General features: G+C 69.9%; 8 protein-coding genes. 4 read left to right on the top strand and 4 right to left on the bottom strand.

Features of this window, described 5'->3' with window-relative positions; translation table 11 throughout:
* The first annotated feature begins 60 nt into the window (after window positions 1-60).
* Window positions 61-10,095 carry a VWA domain-containing protein gene (locus MUN74_RS02930; protein WP_244854924.1) on the top strand — a complete coding sequence of 3,345 codons (10,035 nt, stop codon included), beginning with the start codon at window positions 61-63 and terminating at the stop codon, window positions 10,093-10,095.
* A 223-nt stretch (window positions 10,096-10,318) separates the two neighbouring features.
* On the opposite strand, the gene MUN74_RS02925 is transcribed toward MUN74_RS02930, so the two are convergent.
* Genes MUN74_RS02925 through sdhC form a run of 4 tightly spaced genes read right to left on the bottom strand, consistent with a single transcriptional unit; the run spans window position 10,319 to window position 13,793 of the window.
* On the bottom strand, window positions 10,319-11,089 hold the full coding sequence (locus MUN74_RS02925) for a succinate dehydrogenase iron-sulfur subunit (protein WP_244854922.1): 771 nt from the start codon (window positions 11,087-11,089) through the stop codon (window positions 10,319-10,321).
* Between the two features lie 2 nt (window positions 11,090-11,091).
* Window positions 11,092-12,900 carry a succinate dehydrogenase flavoprotein subunit gene (gene sdhA, locus MUN74_RS02920; RefSeq protein WP_244854920.1) on the bottom strand — a complete coding sequence of 603 codons (1,809 nt, stop codon included), beginning with the start codon at window positions 12,898-12,900 and terminating at the stop codon, window positions 11,092-11,094.
* Between the two features lie 7 nt (window positions 12,901-12,907).
* A complete protein-coding gene (locus MUN74_RS02915; protein WP_244854918.1) occupies window positions 12,908-13,357 on the bottom strand; it encodes a succinate dehydrogenase hydrophobic membrane anchor subunit in 450 nt (149 codons plus the stop codon).
* Between the two features lie 13 nt (window positions 13,358-13,370).
* Window positions 13,371-13,793 carry a succinate dehydrogenase, cytochrome b556 subunit gene (gene sdhC, locus MUN74_RS02910; protein WP_244854917.1) on the bottom strand — a complete coding sequence of 141 codons (423 nt, stop codon included), beginning with the start codon at window positions 13,791-13,793 and terminating at the stop codon, window positions 13,371-13,373.
* Between the two features lie 171 nt (window positions 13,794-13,964).
* On the opposite strand from sdhC, the gene MUN74_RS02905 reads away from it, so the two are divergent.
* From MUN74_RS02905 to MUN74_RS02895, 3 genes are all read left to right on the top strand, one after another.
* Complete coding sequence (locus tag MUN74_RS02905; protein ID WP_244854915.1) at window positions 13,965-15,083, top strand: mannose-1-phosphate guanylyltransferase; 1,119 nt, start codon at window positions 13,965-13,967, stop codon at window positions 15,081-15,083.
* 34 nt (window positions 15,084-15,117) lie between these two features.
* Window positions 15,118-16,188 carry a BMP family lipoprotein gene (locus tag MUN74_RS02900; protein ID WP_244854914.1) on the top strand — a complete coding sequence of 357 codons (1,071 nt, stop codon included), beginning with the start codon at window positions 15,118-15,120 and terminating at the stop codon, window positions 16,186-16,188.
* Window positions 16,189-16,372: 184 nt separating this feature from the next.
* The gene (locus MUN74_RS02895; protein WP_244854912.1) at window positions 16,373-17,482 is read left to right on the top strand and encodes a BMP family lipoprotein; all 1,110 of its coding nucleotides are present in this window, start codon (window positions 16,373-16,375) and stop codon (window positions 17,480-17,482) included.
* Window positions 17,483-17,631: the final 149 nt, after the last annotated feature.

Below are 17,631 nucleotides of genomic sequence, written 5' to 3'. Positions count from 1 at the left end.
TCGGCGCAACTGCGCGATCCGACGTGGCGCGGCATTACCCGATCAGAAGGTTCGACGACCATGGACAGCTTGTTCGACCCGTTCCGTTCCGCTCCGCTCCACGACGGCCGGCGTGCTCGACGCCGTCGCACCGAACGCCGATCACGATCGCTGCGTGCGACGATCGCCGCGCTCACCGCGGGCGCGATGCTCGCGGTCGGGCTGCCGACGATCGCGTTCGCCGCGGCGAACGGCGAGGCGGGGGCGGATGCCTCGGCGACCGAGTCGTCGCAGACGAGCGAGCAGGCCGGCGCCGAGGCATCCACGACGGCGAACGACCAGGCGCCCGCCGCAGACGAGCCGACCACGCAGCAGCCGGCCGAACCGCCTGCCGACGACGCGGCGGCCGACGACTCGACCGGCGACGACGCACCCGTCGCCGAGCCGCCGGCCGCCGACCCGCCGACGAGTGAGCCGCCCGCAGCGGAGACGCCGACGACCGAAGAGCCCGAGGCATCCACGCCACCGACCGAGGAGGCACCCGCCACCGGGCCGCCGACGAGGGCCAAGGCCGCGCCACCCGCGATCACCCCGCTCGCGGCGGCGCCGGCGGACACGGCCGACTGTACGACGAACTGCGGCAACCTCACCATCACCAACGTCGTCTCCGGCGGACCCGCGACGCCGAACCAGTGGACGCTGCACGCGATCCGCTCGAGCAACAGCGACAACTACGACTTCACGTCGGGACAGACCCGACCGGTGCCGCGCAACACCACCTACACCCTCTACGCCGACAACGGGCCGGCCGACTACACGACGACCTTCTCGTGCACCACCGGCGGCTCGGGCGGGCAGGACCCCGATTGGGACGAGGACGACCGCACGGTCACCTTCAGCAACTCGAACGGCAACCCCACGCAGAAGTTCGCGAACTGCACGTTCACCCAGACCTACTCGGGTCCCGCGACGATCAACGTCCAGGTCGGCGGCAGCCGCACCGGCCTCTCGAGCGTCGGCGGCCTCGGCGGCGTGACTCTCCAGCTCTACACCGACAACGGCGGCAGCTTCGGCTCCATCATCAACCAGCCGTGGGCCACCTGCACCTCGACCGCAGCCGGCGTCTGCACCTTCACGGTGCCGAACGCGAACGGCTCGCGCTACTGGGTCGCCCAGGCGACGCCGGGCGTTCCGGCCGGCTGGTTCCAGAACAACAACCTCGCCACGGGCACATCGCCCGCCTCGTCGCCGTACCGCTTCCAGACCTCGGTCATCGACAGCGGCGGAACGTACAGCTCGCTGAGCGACTTCATGATCGCCACGGGCAGCACCGCGAACAACGCGTCCGGCGGCATCTGGCAGAACTCGCTCGCGAATCCCACCAGAGCCCAGCAGTGCGGTGTGCGCGTCGCGCTGGTGATCGACCTCTCCGGCTCGGTCGCACCGAACTTCACCGAACTGAAGAACGCCGCCAAGGGCTTCGTCACGGCGCTGCAGGGCACGCCCTCGCAGGTCGGCATCTTCACCTTCAACAACGTGGCACCGGCGTCGTCGGGCGCGAACCTCGGCATCACCCCGGTCTCGACCGTGGCCGGCGCGAACACCGTGCGCAACCACATCGACGGCTTCTCGACGCCGACCGATGCGACGAACTGGGATCGCGGCATCTACCAGGTGGCGACGAGCGGCACGCAGTACGACCTCGCCGTCGTCCTCACCGACGGCAACCCGACGGTCTACGCGGGCGACGAAGGCCCCGGCAACCGCACGCGCTTCCGCGAGGTCGAGAACGGCGTGTTCTCGGCGAACGCGCTCAAGGCGCTCGGCACCCGCGTCGTGGCGTTCGGAGTCGGCGACGGCGTCGGCGGCTCGCCGAACAACCTGATCGCGATCTCGGGCAGCACGCTGAACTCCGACTACTTCCAGTCGGCCGACTACAACGAGGCCGGCACGATCCTCCGCAACCTCGCGCTCGGTTCCTGCCAGGGATCGATCTCGGTCGTCAAGCAGGTCGTCTCGAACACGAGCACGGGCGAGCAGAAGACGGGCCAGACCCCCGCCGGCGGCTGGAACTTCACCGCGCAGCCCACGACCGGCGGCATCACGCCCGCCTCCCAGTCGGGTGTGACCGCGGCCGGAACCGGCGCCGTGAACCTCCCGCTCACGTTCGCCGGCGGCACGACCTCTGGCACGGTCAAGGTCACCGAGGATCCGCAGGGCCACAGCATCGTCACGTCGAGCGGCAAGAACGCCGTCTGCACCGACGTCGCCACCGGCGGCGCCATCACCGTGACGAACGAGACGAACGGCTTCTCGATCCCGGTCAGCTCCACGCAGGCCGTCAGCTGCACGGTCTGGAACCGGCCACCGCTGCCGCAGGCGACGTACAGCGTCAACAAGGTCTGGGTCGTGAACGGCGTGACCTACCAGAACGGTCAGCAGCCGATCGGCCTCACGGCCCAGCTCACCGTCGGCGGCGCGAACGCGCCGTGGGTGACGCCGCAGGGACCGGTCCCGGCCAACACCGTCGTGTCGCTGAACGAGACGACGAGCGTCGGCTCTCGGGATCTCTGCCGCATCACCGACAGCAGGGTGACGCTCGCGAACGGCAGCGCTCCGGCCAACGGCGCCCTGCCGTACAGCGCGACGCTGCAACCCGGCGACAACACCTACACGATCACGAACACCGTCACCTGCGACTCCCAGTTGACGCTGAAGAAGACGGTCGCGAACGGTCCGGCCGCACCGGGCGCGTGGAACCTCGACGCGGTCGCCCCCGGCGGGGCGCTCGCCGGGCCGAACGGAGCCACCGGCACCCCCGGGGCGACCGCCCTCGTGACGCCGAACGTGACGTATCCGCTCGTTGAGACGGGTGATCCGCGCTACGTGCAGACGCTCGGCCTGAACGCCGTCCCGATCCCGCCCGCCACGGGCAGCTGGGACTGCGTGCAGGTCAACGCGGCCGGAACGGTCGTCCCCGGCTTCGCCGACGGCCTCAACGGCGGGGTCACGGTTCCGCTGGGCTTCCGGGTGCAGTGCACGGCGGTCAACCAGACGGCGTCGCTGACGCTCATCAAGAACGTCGACAACGACCTCGACCTCGACGCCGACCCTGCCGACTGGACGCTCGTCGCGACCCCGAAGGCGCCCGCTCCTGCCGGCCTCGGAGCCGTCGACGCGACCTCGGGCGACACGGTGTTCGTCCGCCCCGGTCAGACGTACACGATCTCCGAGACCGGGGGCCCCGACGGCTGGGAGCAGACGTCGGTCATGTGCCGCACGACGCCGAACGGCCAGTTCGTCGAGACGAACGAGATCACCGTGGCCGCGCTCGGACAGGGCACGTGCGTCGTGTACAACGATCCGATCGCCCCGACGCTCGAGCTCGAGAAGGTCGTGACCGACGGCGTCGTGTCGGCCGACGAGTTCACGTTGAGCGCAAGCCGCGCCGACGACGACCAGATCGTCGCCATCGGCGACGGCGGCACCGGCGGCCCGGTTCCGGTGCCGGCGGGCGTCGCGTTCGATCTCGCCGAGACGACCGACCTCGCTCACGCCGACCAGTTCGCCCCGGGCGTCTGGACCTGTTCGCTCAACGACGGACCCGACACTCCCGTCCCGTCCGCGAGCGTGCCCGCCCTCGGAGCCGGTGACGAGCTCTCGTGCACCGTCGTCAACACGCTCAAGCCCATCACCCCGTCGATCACGAAGACAGCGGGGGTGCCCGTGCCGAACGCCGACGGCAGCTGGACCATCGCGTACGACATCGTCGTGACGAACCCGAGCGCGTTCCAGTCGCTCGGCTACGTGCTCTCCGACCGGCTCGAGTTCGGCTCGGAGGTCACGGTGAACAGCGCGAGCTACCAGCGCACGTTGCCGCTTCCGGCGGGATCGAGCGAGAACTGGACGGTCCCCTTCGACCAGATCCAGCCGTTCGACGGTGAGCCGCAACTCGCGCCGGGCACCTCGCACACGTGGCGGGTCACCGTGAACGCGACCCTCGACGTGGACGCCGACTTCGACGGCACCACTGCCGCGGCCTGCGACGACCTCGAGCCGGGCACTGTCGGATTCCTCAACACGGCGACCATGTACGTCGGGCAGACCCCCTACGCGGCATCCGACTGCGCCCTGCCGGTGAAGCCGACGATCACGAAGACCGGCGGCACCGCCGTCGACAACGGCGACGGAACCTGGACCCTGCCGTACACGATCACGGTGACGAACCCCTCGGCCACGACCGGCGTCGTCTACGACCTCAGGGACGAGCTCGACCTGCCCACCACGGCGACGCAGGAGGGCGACCCGACGGTCGTCGGCAAGCCGGCCGGCGTCGCGACCGTGCCCACCTGGACGGGGGCGGCGCCGAACGACCTCCTCGCCGACGACGTCGCCCTCGCGGGCGGCGCGGCGGCTCACGTCTACCAGATCGCGGTCACGGTGCGTCTCGGTGCCGACGACCCGACCTACACGTGCCCGAGCGCGGACGGCCTCGACAACACGGCGACGCTCGTCTCGGGCAACCAGACGACGGATGCCACGGGCTGCGTGACCCTCGAGTCGCCGAAGATCACCCACACCAAGGTGGTCGTCCCCGGCTCGGTCGCGCAGGCGATCGACGGCACGTGGAGCATCCAGTACGACGTCGTCGTGACGAACACCGGCACGGTCGGCGGCGTCTACGACCTCTCGGACACCACCCACTTCGGTGCCGGTGTCACGGGCGGCACGTACTCGGCCACGAAGAACGGCGTCGCGATCCCCGGCTGGACGAACGGCGGCGTCCTCGCCGACGACGCCTACCTCGCGGCCGGCGACCCCGACCCGAGCGACACCTACCGCGTGACGGTCACGGGCATCGCCCTCACGGGCCCCGACCTGACACCGGCCCAGTCGGCATGTCCGACCGGTGGCAGCGGGAACGCGGCGTTCAACAACACGGCGACCCTGACGGTCGCGGGCGTTCCGGCCGATGCATCGGCGTGCGACTCGCCCAGCGCCCCGAAGATCGTGAAGTCGGGGGCGACCTCGACCCAGCAGCCCGACTCGACCTGGAACGTCGCGTACACGCTGACCGTCTCCAACACCGACCCGGGTGCCAAGCCGTCGTACTACTCGCTGACCGATGACCCGGCGTTCCCGGCCGGCGTCGCCTACCTCGGCTACGCGATCGACGGGGGCGCACCCGTGACCCCGTACGACGGCTCGCCGTTCACGGTGGCATCGGACAAGCCGATCGCCGCCGGAGCGACCGACGTCTACACCGTCGTGCTGAACGTCGACGCCCCCGCCGGGGACATCGACCCCGACGAACTCGAGTGCAAGACCGCCGACCACTCCGACGGTGTCGGCTTCCTGAACAACGCCATCGTGACGTCGGGCGACATCGCGCGCACCGACGACGACTGCACCGACATCGAGCGCGGCGGCGAGCCGACCGTCGTGAAGGGCGACCCGACGGTCACGCAGGACGGCGACGGGCTCTGGACGATCGTGTACGACGTCACGGTGACCGGCAACTCGGAGTTCGTCTCGCGCTACACGCTCGCCGACTCGCTGCGGTTCGGCCCCGAGGTCGACATCCAGTCGGCGAGCTGGGAGGGCGAGGGCGCGAACGGCACCTGGAGCGACCCCGAGAACGACCCGACGGCCGACATCGTGCCGAACAGCACGGCACCGGCCGACAAGGTCATCGGCATCGACGGCGTGCACACCTACACGGTGACCGTCACCGCGAAGGTCGACGAGGCGGCGTTCGGCGTCCCGACGACGAACACCTGTTCGCCGACCGAGGCGGACCCGAACGTGGGCTTCCTCAACGAGGTCACGCTCACGTCGAACGGCATCCCCTCGAGCGACACGGGGTGCGGCCTTCCCGCCGAGCCCGAGGTGACCAAGACCTTCGACGGCCCGGTCACCGGGGACGCGAGCGGGTGGACGGCGAGCTACACGATCACCGTGCACAACACGAGTGCCGACCAGGCGCTGGTCTACGACCTCGACGACGCGCCCGACTACGCCGACGGCGTCGTCATCACGGGTGCCACGGTCGAGTCGGCCGACGTCACGGTCAACCCCGGCTGGAACGGCGACGACGACACCGAGATCGTCGCCGACCAGGCGCTCGCGGGCGGCGCGACCCACACCTACACGGTGACGGTCACCTTCACCGTCGACGCGGATGCCCCGGCCGAAGGCCTCGTCTGCGCCGGCGACCAGACCGAGGGGGACGGCCTGCTGAACACGGCGACCGTCATCTCGGGCGACGAGTACACCGCCGACGACTGCGGCGACGTGCCCGTGGTCGTCATCGTCGACAAGGCATGGGTCATCGACGGCGGCGAGCCGATCGCGTGGAACAGCGACGACCTGCCCGACGGGTTCACCGCCCAGGGGCAGCTCGACGGTTCCGACGTCGACTGGGGCGCCGAGTCCGGACCGTACGCCCTCGGCGACCAGGTGACGGTCGGCGAGACCGACGTCGTCGTGCCCACCGGGTGCGTGCTCGTCGACACCGCCGGCAACGGCACGGGCGACAAGACGCTGGATGCCGCGGTGTCGACGTTCCTCATCACGAACGAGGTCGACTGCACGCAGACCGTGAACCTCGAGAAGACGGTCGTCAACGCGCACGGCGGCGACGCCGTGGCCGACGACTGGACCGTCAGCGCATCGAGCCCCGGCGACGGCTTCGGCGGTCCGGGCACGGCGAGCGGATCCGTTCGACTCGACGCCCCGTACACCCTTGCCGAGACCTCGGTCGAGTGGACGAACGGCGACGAGTACCGGGTCGCAGCGACCTGGGCGTGCACGTCCGACCAGGGCGACGACGCATTCACGCTCACGGATGCGACCGGTTCGACGACCGCGACCATCGAAGTGCACGAACTCGGCGCCACGGTCGACTGCGAGATCGTCAACACCGACATCGCGCCGAAGCTCACCCTCGTGAAGGAGGTGCAGCCCGACGCGGTCGCGGCGGACTTCCCGCCGACGCTGTGGACGGTCTCGGCGACCGAGGACGGCGAGGACCCGATCGTCACGGGCGCCGGCACCGCGAGCGGGGCGGTCGACGCGAACGTCGACTACGTGCTCGACGAGGTCGCGACCGACTTCGCAGGCGCCGACGAGTTCGAGGCCGGCACCTGGAGCTGCGACGCCGCCGGCGTCCTCGACGGCGACACCGTGAACCTCGACCCGGGCGACGACGTCACCTGCACGATCGTCAATACGGCGAAGCCGGCGACGTACTCCGTCGTCAAGGACGTCACCGACGTCGTGCAGCACGACGACGGCAGCTGGACGATCGAGTACCGGGTCACGGTCACCGACGAGAGCGTCGTCTCGGCGGTCACGTACGACCTCACCGACTCGCTCGCCGACTTCGGCAGCGGCATCCGCATCGACTCGGCCGCCTGGCAGGGACCCGACGGTGCCGCCGGCTCCTGGGCCGACCCCGAGGCCGAGCCGGTGGAGGAGCTCGCGGACGACGTCGTGCTCCCCGCCTCCGTCGGCACCCACGTCTACGACGTGACGGTCGACGCGACCGTCACCGCCGACGTGGTCTGGGACGACCCCGAGACCGAGGAGGTCGAGGGCTCGACGAGTTGCGTGCCCGGCGAGCAGGGCGGCTTCGCGAACACCGCGACGCTGACCGTCGCGGGCGTGCCGACCGAGGCCGGGGCGTGCGACGAGCCCGGCCGCACGACCGCGGTGAAGGCGCCCACCGGCCCCGCGACCCTCGTCGCACCGGGCCAGTGGGAGGTCGAGTACGAGATCACGGTCGACACCGTCGGCTCGCACGATCTCGTCTACGACCTCGACGATGCGCTCGCATTCCCCGACGGCGTGAGCATCGTCTCGGCGTCGGCGACCGATCCCGACGGCGACCCGGTCGCCGACTGGAACGGTCAGGATGCGACGACCCTCGCCACCGCGCACGCGATCGTGGCCGGAGACACCCACGTGTGGACGATCACCGTCCGCGCGAACGTCGCCTCCATCACCTCGATCGACCTCGCGACGTGCGAGGCGACCGAGACGGGCGGCGGATTCCTCAACACGGCCGAGATGACGAACGGCACGTTCACGACCGAGCTCGAGGGGTGCACCGACATCCCCGTCGGCAAGCTGCGGCTCACGAAGTCGGTCGACAACACGGCTCTCCTCGACCTCGGCATCGATCCGGCGGAGCTGCTCGCGGCAGCCGACTGGAACCTCAGCGGCGAGTCGGCCACAACGTTCGCGCAGTACCTGAACGGCGGCGGCCTCGAGCTCGTCGTCCCGGTCGGGTCCTACCTGCTCGGCGAGCAGCTGGCGGCCGCGCACGCGAGCAACCCGTTCGCGGCGTACTACCACGCCGAGGCCTGGCTCTGCGGCGACGCGGCGGTCACCCACGCGCAGGTCGCGCCGGGCGGCACCACCGTGTGCTCGCTGAAGAACGTCGCCGAGTCGTTCGACGTCGGCATCGAGAAGGAGTACGTGCTTCCCGACGACCAGACCGCGGTGCAGGCGGGCGACGCGTTCGAGTACCGGCTCACGGTGACGAACCACGGCACGCTCGACGTGCCGGGCCTCGAGGTCTCCGACCTGCTCGACGACGACCTCGTCGTCACGGGGCCGGCCACGTTCGCGCCGGCCGACGACCCGGCGCAGACGGGCACGTGGGCGCAGACGTCGGGTGATGCCGACAACGCGTTCGCGGCGACGTACACGGGCGCGTACCCGGCGGGGGCGGTGACCGTCATCACCATCCCGGTGCAGATGGCCGTGCCCGCGCCGCTGCCGCCGGTGCCGCCCGTCGGGCCCGACGACCCGGCGCCGCCCGTGCCGGTCGTCGACCTGGGCGACATCCCCAACGAGGCCTGCGTTGCGATCGTGGCGTCCGAGCAGCCCGAGCTCGCCGAGTTCGCCGGGCTCGCGCGCGGACTCGCACTCGCCGAGGACGGCGTGATCCCCGACATGGTGCCCGCGAACGACTGCGACGACGTCGACGTGCCGACGAAGGCCATCGACCCGGCGGCCTACACCCGCTGCGTCAACGACGTGCCGTACCTCTACTTCGACGTCGCGGTCTCCGACGACGTCGAGCCCGGGCCGATCACGGTGACCTGGACGCCCGACCCGACCGTCTACCCCGACGCCGAGCCGATCGTCATGCAGGTGCCGTGGAGCGAGCGCAACGGCCGGCTGCTCTGGCCGTACGGTGTCGTGAACGACGACGGCATCTCGATCGGCTGGCCCGGCTGGCGCCTGATCGAGGAGGGCGACGTCGTCGGCGAGAACGGCATCGTCGACATGTGGGAGAACATGGTCAAGGACTCGAAGCTCCCGAGCTACGCGTTCGCCGACCAGGTGAATCCGATGACGATCACCTTCTCGGTCAACCCGAGTGAGTCGATCCTCGCGGTGTACCCGCAGGCCACCCCGGCGTGCGAGGTCGTGCGCGACCCGTCGGTCGAGATCGTGAAGACGTCGAGCGTCGAGCAGGCCAAGCCGGGCGACGCATTCGACTACACCCTGTCGGTGACCAACTCGGGTCTCGGCGCCATCGAGAACATGGAGCTCTTCGACGAGATCCCGGCTGACCTCAAGGTCACCGGCATCACGACGGCCGAGGCGCCCGCGTTCCCGCGCTGGGACGACTGCGCGGTGACCGACGCCGACGCCGACGGGTACGGCGGCACGCTGCACTGCGTGCTCAACGGCATGATCGGCGGCACGCAACCGGATGCTCCGGACGTGGGGCTCTCGGTCGTGCTCGATCCGGCGACCACCGTCGACAGCATCGACAACACCGGCGAGGTCTGCTGGAACGATCCCGACGACGAGCCCGTGGAGCCCGAGGCCGAGGCGGAGCCCGCCGCCGAGGGCGAGGTCGGTGCGGCCGCGGCGATCGATCCCGAACTGCCCGTCCTGTGCGACGACTCGACCGTGACGGTCACGGTCGTGACGAGCCCGTCGCCGAGGCCGACCCCGAAGCCCGGGATCGCCTCGACCGGGTTCGCCGGAGGCCCCTTCCTGTGGGGAGCTGCCGGGCTGCTGCTGATCGGCGCGCTGCTGGTCGCGACGACGATCGTCCGTCGTCGTCGACCGGGGGAGCGGCGCACCGAGTAGCGCCCGACGAAAGGGACGGGGGGCCGGGGCAGCGGGTGCACCGGCCCCTCGTTCGTCCCTCCAGGTCGTTCCGGGGGTGCATTTCCGCAGTCAGGCGGGTGCATCCGGCCCGAAGCTTGCGCAAAAGCACCCCCGGAACGCAGCCGAGGGTGCGGAAGCGCACTGAAACGCGAACGGGGCCGGTCGCCTCAGGCGACCGGCCCCGTTCGCGGAGCGCAGGTGGTTACGGCTTGCCGCGCATGACGGCCTGCTTCACCTCGGCGATGGCCTTCGTGACCTCGATGCCGCGGGGGCACGCCTCGGTGCAGTTGAAGGTCGTGCGGCAGCGCCACACGCCCTCCTTGTCGTTGAGGATGTCGAGGCGGGTCTGCGCGTTGTCGTCGCGCGAGTCGAAGATGAAGCGGTGCGCGTTGACGATCGCGGCCGGTCCGAAGTACTGGCCGTCGGTCCAGAACACGGGGCACGACGAGGTGCACGCGGCGCAGAGGATGCACTTCGTGGTGTCGTCGAAGATCGCGCGCTGCGCGACCGACTGCACGCGCTCCTTGCCGGCCTCGGGGGTCGAGTTCGCGACGAGGAACGGCTGCACCTCGCGGTAGCTCGCGAAGAACGGCTCCATGTCGACGATGAGGTCCTTCTCGAGCGGCAGGCCCTTGATCGCCTCGACGTAGATCGGCTTCGAGATGTCGAGGTCCTTGATCAGCGTCTTGCAGGCGAGCCGGTTGCGGCCGTTGATGCGCATCGCGTCGGACCCGCAGATGCCGTGGGCGCACGAGCGGCGGAACGTCAGCGAGCCGTCCTGCTCCCACTTGATCTTGTGGAGGGCGTCGAGCACGCGGTCGGTTGCGTACATCTCGACGTCGAAGTCCTGCCAGCGCGGCTCGGTGTCGACGTCGGGGTCGAAGCGACGGATCAGGAAGGTGACCGTGAACGACTGGATGGCGTCGGACCCCGATGCGGCCGGCTGCTGTGCTTCGAGCGTGGCGGTGCTCACGATCAGTACTTCCTCTCCATCGGCTGGTAGCGCGTGACGACGACCGGCTTCCAGTCGAGCCGGATGTGGTCGCTCGCATCGGACGAGTGCGCGTCACCCGACAGGTACGCCATCGTGTGCTGCATGAACTTCTCGTCGTCGCGGTTCGGGAAGTCGTCGCGCATGTGGCCGCCGCGACTCTCCTCCCGGTTGCGGGCGCTCGTGACGACGACCTCGGCGAGGTCGAGCAGGAAGCCGAGCTCGACGGCCTCGAGCAGGTCGGTGTTGAACCGCTTGCCCTTGTCCTGCACGGCGACGTCCTTGTAGCGCTCGCGGAGACCGGCGATCACGCCGGCCGCGTGGGCGAGCGACTCGTCGGTGCGGAACACCTGGGCGTTGCGGTCCATCTCGTCCTGCAGCTCCTTGCGGATCGCGGCGATCCGCTCGGTGCCGGTCGAGTCGCGCAGGCCCACGAGGAGGTCGCGGACGCCGGCGGCGGGGTCGTCGGGCAGCGGCAGGAAGTCGACGCCCGAGTTCACGTACTCGACCGCGTTGCGGCCGGCGCGCTTGCCGAAGACGTTGATGTCGAGCAGCGAGTTCGTGCCGAGTCGGTTCGAACCGTGCACCGAGACGCACGCGCACTCGCCGGCGGCGTACAGGCCGGGCACGACGGTCGTGTTGTCGCGAAGCACCTCGGCGTTGTTGTTGGTGGGGATGCCGCCCATCGCGTAGTGCGCGGTCGGCATGACGGGCACCGGCTCGTAGACGGGGTCGACGCCCAGGTAGGTGCGCGCGAACTCGGTGATGTCGGGCAGCTTCGTCTCGAGCACCTCGGCGCCCAGGTGGGTGCAGTCGAGCAGCACGTAGTCCTTGTGCGGGCCGGCGCCGCGGCCCTCGGCCACCTCTTGCACCATGCAGCGGGCGACGATGTCGCGCGGCGCCAGGTCCTTGATGGTGGGGGCGTAGCGCTCCATGAAGCGCTCACCGCTCGCGTTGCGCAGGATCGCGCCCTCGCCGCGGGCGCCCTCGGTGAGGAGGATGCCGAGGCCGGCGAGCCCGGTCGGGTGGAACTGGAAGAACTCCATGTCCTCGAGCGGCAGGCCCTTGCGCCAGATGATGCCGACGCCGTCGCCCGTGAGGGTGTGCGCGTTCGACGTCGTCTTGAAGATCTTGCCGAAGCCGCCGGTGGCGAAGATGATCGCCTTCGCCTGGAAGACGTGCAGCTCGCCGGTCGCGAGTTCGTACGCGACGACGCCGCTCGGCTGCTGGACGCCGTCGACCTCGGTCATGACGACGTCGAGCGCGTAGTACTCGTTGTAGAACTCGATGCCGAGCTTGACGCAGTTCTGGAACAGCGTCTGCAGGATCATGTGACCCGTGCGGTCGGCCGCGTAGCAGGCGCGGCGCACGGGCGCCTTGCCGTGGTCGCGGGTGTGGCCGCCGAAGCGGCGCTGGTCGATCTTGCCCTCGGGCGTGCGGTTGAACGGCAGGCCCATGTTCTCGAGGTCGATGACCGCGTCGATCGCCTCTTTCGCGAGGATCTCGGCCGCGTCCTGGTCGACGAGGTAGTCGCCGCCCTTGACGGTGTCGAAGGTGTGCCACTCCCACGAGTCCTCCTCGACGTTCGCGAGCGCCGCGGCCATGCCGCCCTGCGCCGCGCCCGTGTGCGAGCGGGTGGGGTAGAGCTTCGAGATGACGGCGGTCTTCGCGCCCGGGCCGGCCTCGATGGCCGCCCGCATGCCGGCGCCGCCGGCGCCGACGATCACGATGTCGTACTGGTGGTAGTGGACGCCGTCGACGATCTTCGTCTCGACGTGGGTCTCGCTGGTCACATGTCTCCTAGAGCGCGGCGCAGAAACTGGGGAGGAGGTCCGCCGGGGCACCGGCGGGGCACGGGTCGAACGTGAAGACGACGAGGGTGCCGAGCACGATGAGCACGGCGGCCGCTGCGAAGAGCGCGCCCTTCAGGACCTTCTGCACCGCACCGGGGTTCGTGTAGTCGTTCACGAGGGTGCGCATGCCGTTGGCGCCGTGGATGAGGGCGAGCCAGAGCATCAGCACGTCCCACCACTGCCAGAACGGGTCGGCCCACTTGCCGCCGACGAAGCCGAAGTCGATGGCGTGGATGCCGTCGCCGAGCATGAGGTTGGTGAAGAGGTGCCCGAAGATGAGCACGAGCAGCAGCACGCCGGAGGCGCGCATGTAGATCCAGCCCCACTTCTCCCAGTTGGCGCCGCCCTTTCGGGCCGGACGCGCCGGAGTGCGGGGTGCTTCGATGGTCGCAGTCATGTCAGTGAACCCCTCAGTGCCCGAACACGTTCATCAGGTGGCGCGGCGTGAACGCGAGCATCGTGATCACCCAGAGGGCGATGACGATCCAGAACAGCACCTTCTGGTGGCGCGTGGCCCAGGCCCAGAAGTCGACCAGGATGATGCGCAGGCCGTTGAACGCGTGGAACACGATCGCGCCGACGAGCGCGACCTCGCCGAGGCCCATGATCGGCGTCTGGTACGCGCCGATGACGGTGTTGTACGCCTCGGGGCTCACCCGCACGAGTGCCGTGTCGAGGATGTGCACGAGGAGGAAGAAGAAGATGGCGACACCCGTGATGCGGTGCAGCACCCATGACCACATACCCTCGTGGCCGCGATAGAGCGTGCCGCCCGGCTTCTGCTTCGCCGGCTTCTCGGGTGCGGTCAGGGTTCCTGCCGAGGTCTCTGGCATGAACAACCCTCCCTGGCTGTGTGAAACACGCCCTTGACAAGCGGGCGCAGGGGCACGACGGCCCGATCCGAGTCTAGACCCGGCTCGCTCGCCATGCAGGTGAGGGCACCCTTAGCCGATCGCCGCGACGGCGATCAGGTCGGTGGGATGCCTCGCCGCTATCCTGTTCGGATGCCGAACGAACCGCTCGAGGGCTTCTACACGATCATCCCCGCCGGGGGAGTGGGTTCGCGCCTCTGGCCGCTCTCCCGCGCCGACGCGCCGAAGTTCCTGCACGACCTCACCGGATCGGGGCAGACGCTCCTCAAGGACACCTGGGACCGCCTCGCACCGCTCTCGGGCGACCAGCGCATCATGATCGTCACCGGGCGCGCCCACCGCGGTGCCGTCGAGGAGCAGCTGCCCGACCTGGCCGACGCGAACATCGTGCTCGAGTCGGAGCCGCGCGACTCGACCGCGGCGATCGGCCTCGCGGCGGCGATCCTCGAGCGCCGCGAGCCCGGCGTCGTCATCGGCTCGTTCGCCGCCGACCACGTCATCTCGGGCGATGCCCTCTTCCAGGCGGCGGTCACCGAAGCCGTCACCGCGGCGCAGGCCGGCTACATCGCGACGATCGGCATCACCCCGACGGAGCCGGCGGTCGGCTTCGGCTACATCGAGTGCGGCAGCGCGCTCGACATCCCGGGCACCGAGCACGCCGAGGTCGTGTCGAGCTTCGTCGAGAAGCCCGACCTCACGACCGCGAAGCGCTACCTGGCCGGCGGCAAGCACCTCTGGAACGCGGGCATGTTCATCGCCCGCGCCGACCAGCTGCTCGCCGAGATCGAGCGCAACAAGCCCGAACTCCATGCCGGACTCGTCGAGCTCGCCGAGGCGTGGGACGACCCCGCGACCCGCGGCCCGGCGGTCGACCGCATCTGGCCGAGGCTCGAGAAGATCGCGATCGACTACTCGGTCGCCGAGCCCGCGGCCGCGGCGGGGCGTCTCGCCGTCATCCGCGGGCATTTCCAGTGGGACGACGTCGGCGACTTCGCCTCCCTCGCGAAACTCAACACCGCCGGCCGCTCGGGCGAGCTCGCGATCCTCGGCGAGCACGCCCGCGTGCTCGCCGACGCGTCGAGCGGCATCGTCGTGAGCCGCTCGAAGCGCGTCATCAGCCTCATCGGCGTGCGCGATATCGTCGTCGTCGACACCCCCGACGCGCTGCTGGTCACGACGAGCGAGCACGCCCAGCGCGTGAAGGCGGTCGTCGACGCACTGCGGCTCGGCGGCTCGAGCGACGTGCTCTGACCACGCACCACCTCACGGAAGAACGGGTATCAGGATGCCTCGGGCACAGCGTCTCCTCCTCGTCGCGGCGTCGGCCGCGGCATCCCTCGCCCTCGTCTCGTGCGCGACCGCGCCCGAGGCGAAGCCGACCGACGCGGCGAGCGAGGTCTGCGCGCGGATGGTGACGAACTCGGGCGGTCTCGAGGACCGTTCGTTCAACCAGTCGAGCTGGGAGGGCCTGCAGGCCGCCGAGCAGGAGTACGGCATCGACGCGAAGGCGATCGTCTCCACCGGTGAGACCGATCTCGCACCGAACGTCGCCCAGGCCGTCGACTCGGGCTGCGAGCTCATCGTGACGGTCGGCTGGGAGCTCGCCGAGGCGACGACCGACCAGGCGGCGAAGAACCCCGACCTCCACTTCGCGATCGTCGACGAGACGGTCGAGGGCGACAACATCAAGCCCGTCGTGTTCGACACGGCGCAGGCGTCGTTCCTCGCCGGCTACCTCGCGGCCGGCGTGTCCAAGACGGGCGTCGTCGCGACGTTCGGCGGCGGCAACCAGCCGCCCGTGACCCTCTTCATGGACGGCTTCGTCGACGGCGTCGCGAAGTACAACGAGGTGCACGGCACGAACGTGCGCGCGCTCGGCTGGGACAAGGCGAAGCAGGACGGCGCGTTCACGGGCGACTTCGAAGACGTCAACAAGGGCAAGACGCTCACCCAGGGCTTCATCGACCAGGGCGCCGACGTGATCCTGCCGGTGGCCGGCCAGGTGGGCGAGGGCGCGGCCGCGGCGGCGCTCGAGCACGACGGCGTCTCGGTGATCTGGGTCGACAGCGACGGCTACGAGACCCTCAACGCGCAGTTCCGCCCCGTCGTGCTCACGAGCGTGCTCAAGAACACGCAGGACGCGATGGTCGAGATCATGGGCGATGTCATCGACGACGAGTTCACGAACGAGCCCTACATCGGCACGCTCGAGAACGGCGGCGTCGAGATCGCGCCGTACCACGACCTCGCGCCGCTCGTCTCCGACGAGCTCGACGGCGAGATCGACGGCCTGCGGAAGGCCATCATCGCGGGCGACCTGGTCGTCGACTCGCCGAGCGCCCCGTCGCGCGGCTGAGCCGCAGGGACGCGTTCACCCCCGTTCGCGGGACAGGCCGCCTGCTCATATGAGCAGAATGTCGCGTATTCATAACCATTGGCCGATCGATGCGGCCGAGCCCATGGCGCACGACGAAACATTGGGTAACGTGACATCGATCAGCCCCGCGAAGGTCGGGGTCTTGCGTCTTTTGGAGGACACAGTGAAGGTCACGACCAAGAAGGCCGCGCTCGGCGGCCTCGCGCTGCTCGGCAGCAGCGCCCTGCTGCTCGCGGGCTGCGCATCCGCGCCCGAAGAGGCGGCCACCCCGACGGCCGAGGCGATCGAAGGCTTCCAGCCGTGCATGGTCTCCGACGCGGGCGGCTTCGACGACAAGTCCTTCAACCAGCTGGGCTACGAGGGCATCAACAAGGCCGCCGACGAGCTCGGCGTCAAGGCCATCACGGTCGAGTCGAAGGACGAGACCGAGTACGCCCCGAACCTCTCGAGCCTCGTCGACCAGGGCTGCTCGGTCATCACGACCGTCGGCTTCGCCCTCTCGGCGGCGACCGTCGAGTCGGCGCTCGCCAACCCCGACATCGAGTACATCATCATCGACGACGCGGCCGACAACGACTTCGACGGCAAGGTCGACGCCCCGAACATCAAGCCGATCCTCTTCGACACCGCCCAGGCCGCGTTCCTCGCGGGCTACGCGGGCGCCGACTTCTCGGAGACCGGCGTCGTCGGCACGTACGGCGGCATGAACTTCCCGACCGTGTCGATCTTCATGGACGGCTTCGCCCAGGGCGTCGACTACCACAACAAGGAGAAGGGCACCGACGTCAAGGTCGTCGGCTGGGACCGCGCCAAGCAAGACGGCTCCTTCACCGGCGGCTTCGAGGCCAACGACCAGGCCCGCCAGACCGCGCAGGCGCTCATCGACCAGAACATCGACGTGCTGCTGCCCGTCGGCGGCCCGATCTACCAGTCGGGTGCCGCGGCCGTGCGCGACTCGGGTCGTGACATCGCGATGATCGGCGTCGACGCCGACCTGACGCAGACCGACCCCTCGGTCGCCGACCTGATCCTCACCTCGATCCTCAAGGGCATCGACGTGGCGACCTACGACTCGGTGCTCGCCGCGGGCAAGGGCGACTTCGACGCCGCTCCCTACGTCGGCACGCTGGAGAACGAGGGCGTCGGCATCGCGCCGTTCCACGACTTCGAGTCGAAGGTGTCGCCTGAGCTCCAGGGCGAGCTCGACGACCTGAAGGCCGCCATCATCTCGGGCGACGTTCCGGTCGAGTCGTACCTCTCCGGCCAGGAGTAAGTCGACACCGCCAGATCGGGGAGGTCGGTTCGCCGGCCTCCCCGATCTGCGTTCCACCCGGTCGCGCGTCTTCGCGCCGACCGCAACATCTGAGCGACCCGCCATTCGGGTCGCCGACATCCGCGCACCATCTGCTGCAGATGCAGCGC

Source organism: Agromyces sp. H17E-10 (genome assembly GCF_022919715.1).
In the GTDB taxonomy this organism is placed as follows: Bacteria; Actinomycetota; Actinomycetes; order Actinomycetales; family Microbacteriaceae; genus Agromyces.
This window is presented reverse-complemented; position numbering and strand designations above follow the sequence as displayed.

What these genes read in the sequence shown, in the direction of transcription:
- MUN74_RS02915 (WP_244854918.1), bottom strand. Translation starts at nt 13,357, where the DNA reads ATGACTGCGACCATCGAAGCACCCCGCACTCCGGCGCGTCCGGCCCGA.
- MUN74_RS02905 (WP_244854915.1), top strand. Translation starts at nt 13,965, where the DNA reads ATGCCGAACGAACCGCTCGAGGGCTTCTACACGATCATCCCCGCCGGG.
- MUN74_RS02930 (WP_244854924.1), top strand. Translation starts at nt 61, where the DNA reads ATGGACAGCTTGTTCGACCCGTTCCGTTCCGCTCCGCTCCACGACGGC.
- MUN74_RS02900 (WP_244854914.1), top strand. Translation starts at nt 15,118, where the DNA reads ATGCCTCGGGCACAGCGTCTCCTCCTCGTCGCGGCGTCGGCCGCGGCA.
- sdhC (WP_244854917.1), bottom strand. Translation starts at nt 13,793, where the DNA reads ATGCCAGAGACCTCGGCAGGAACCCTGACCGCACCCGAGAAGCCGGCG.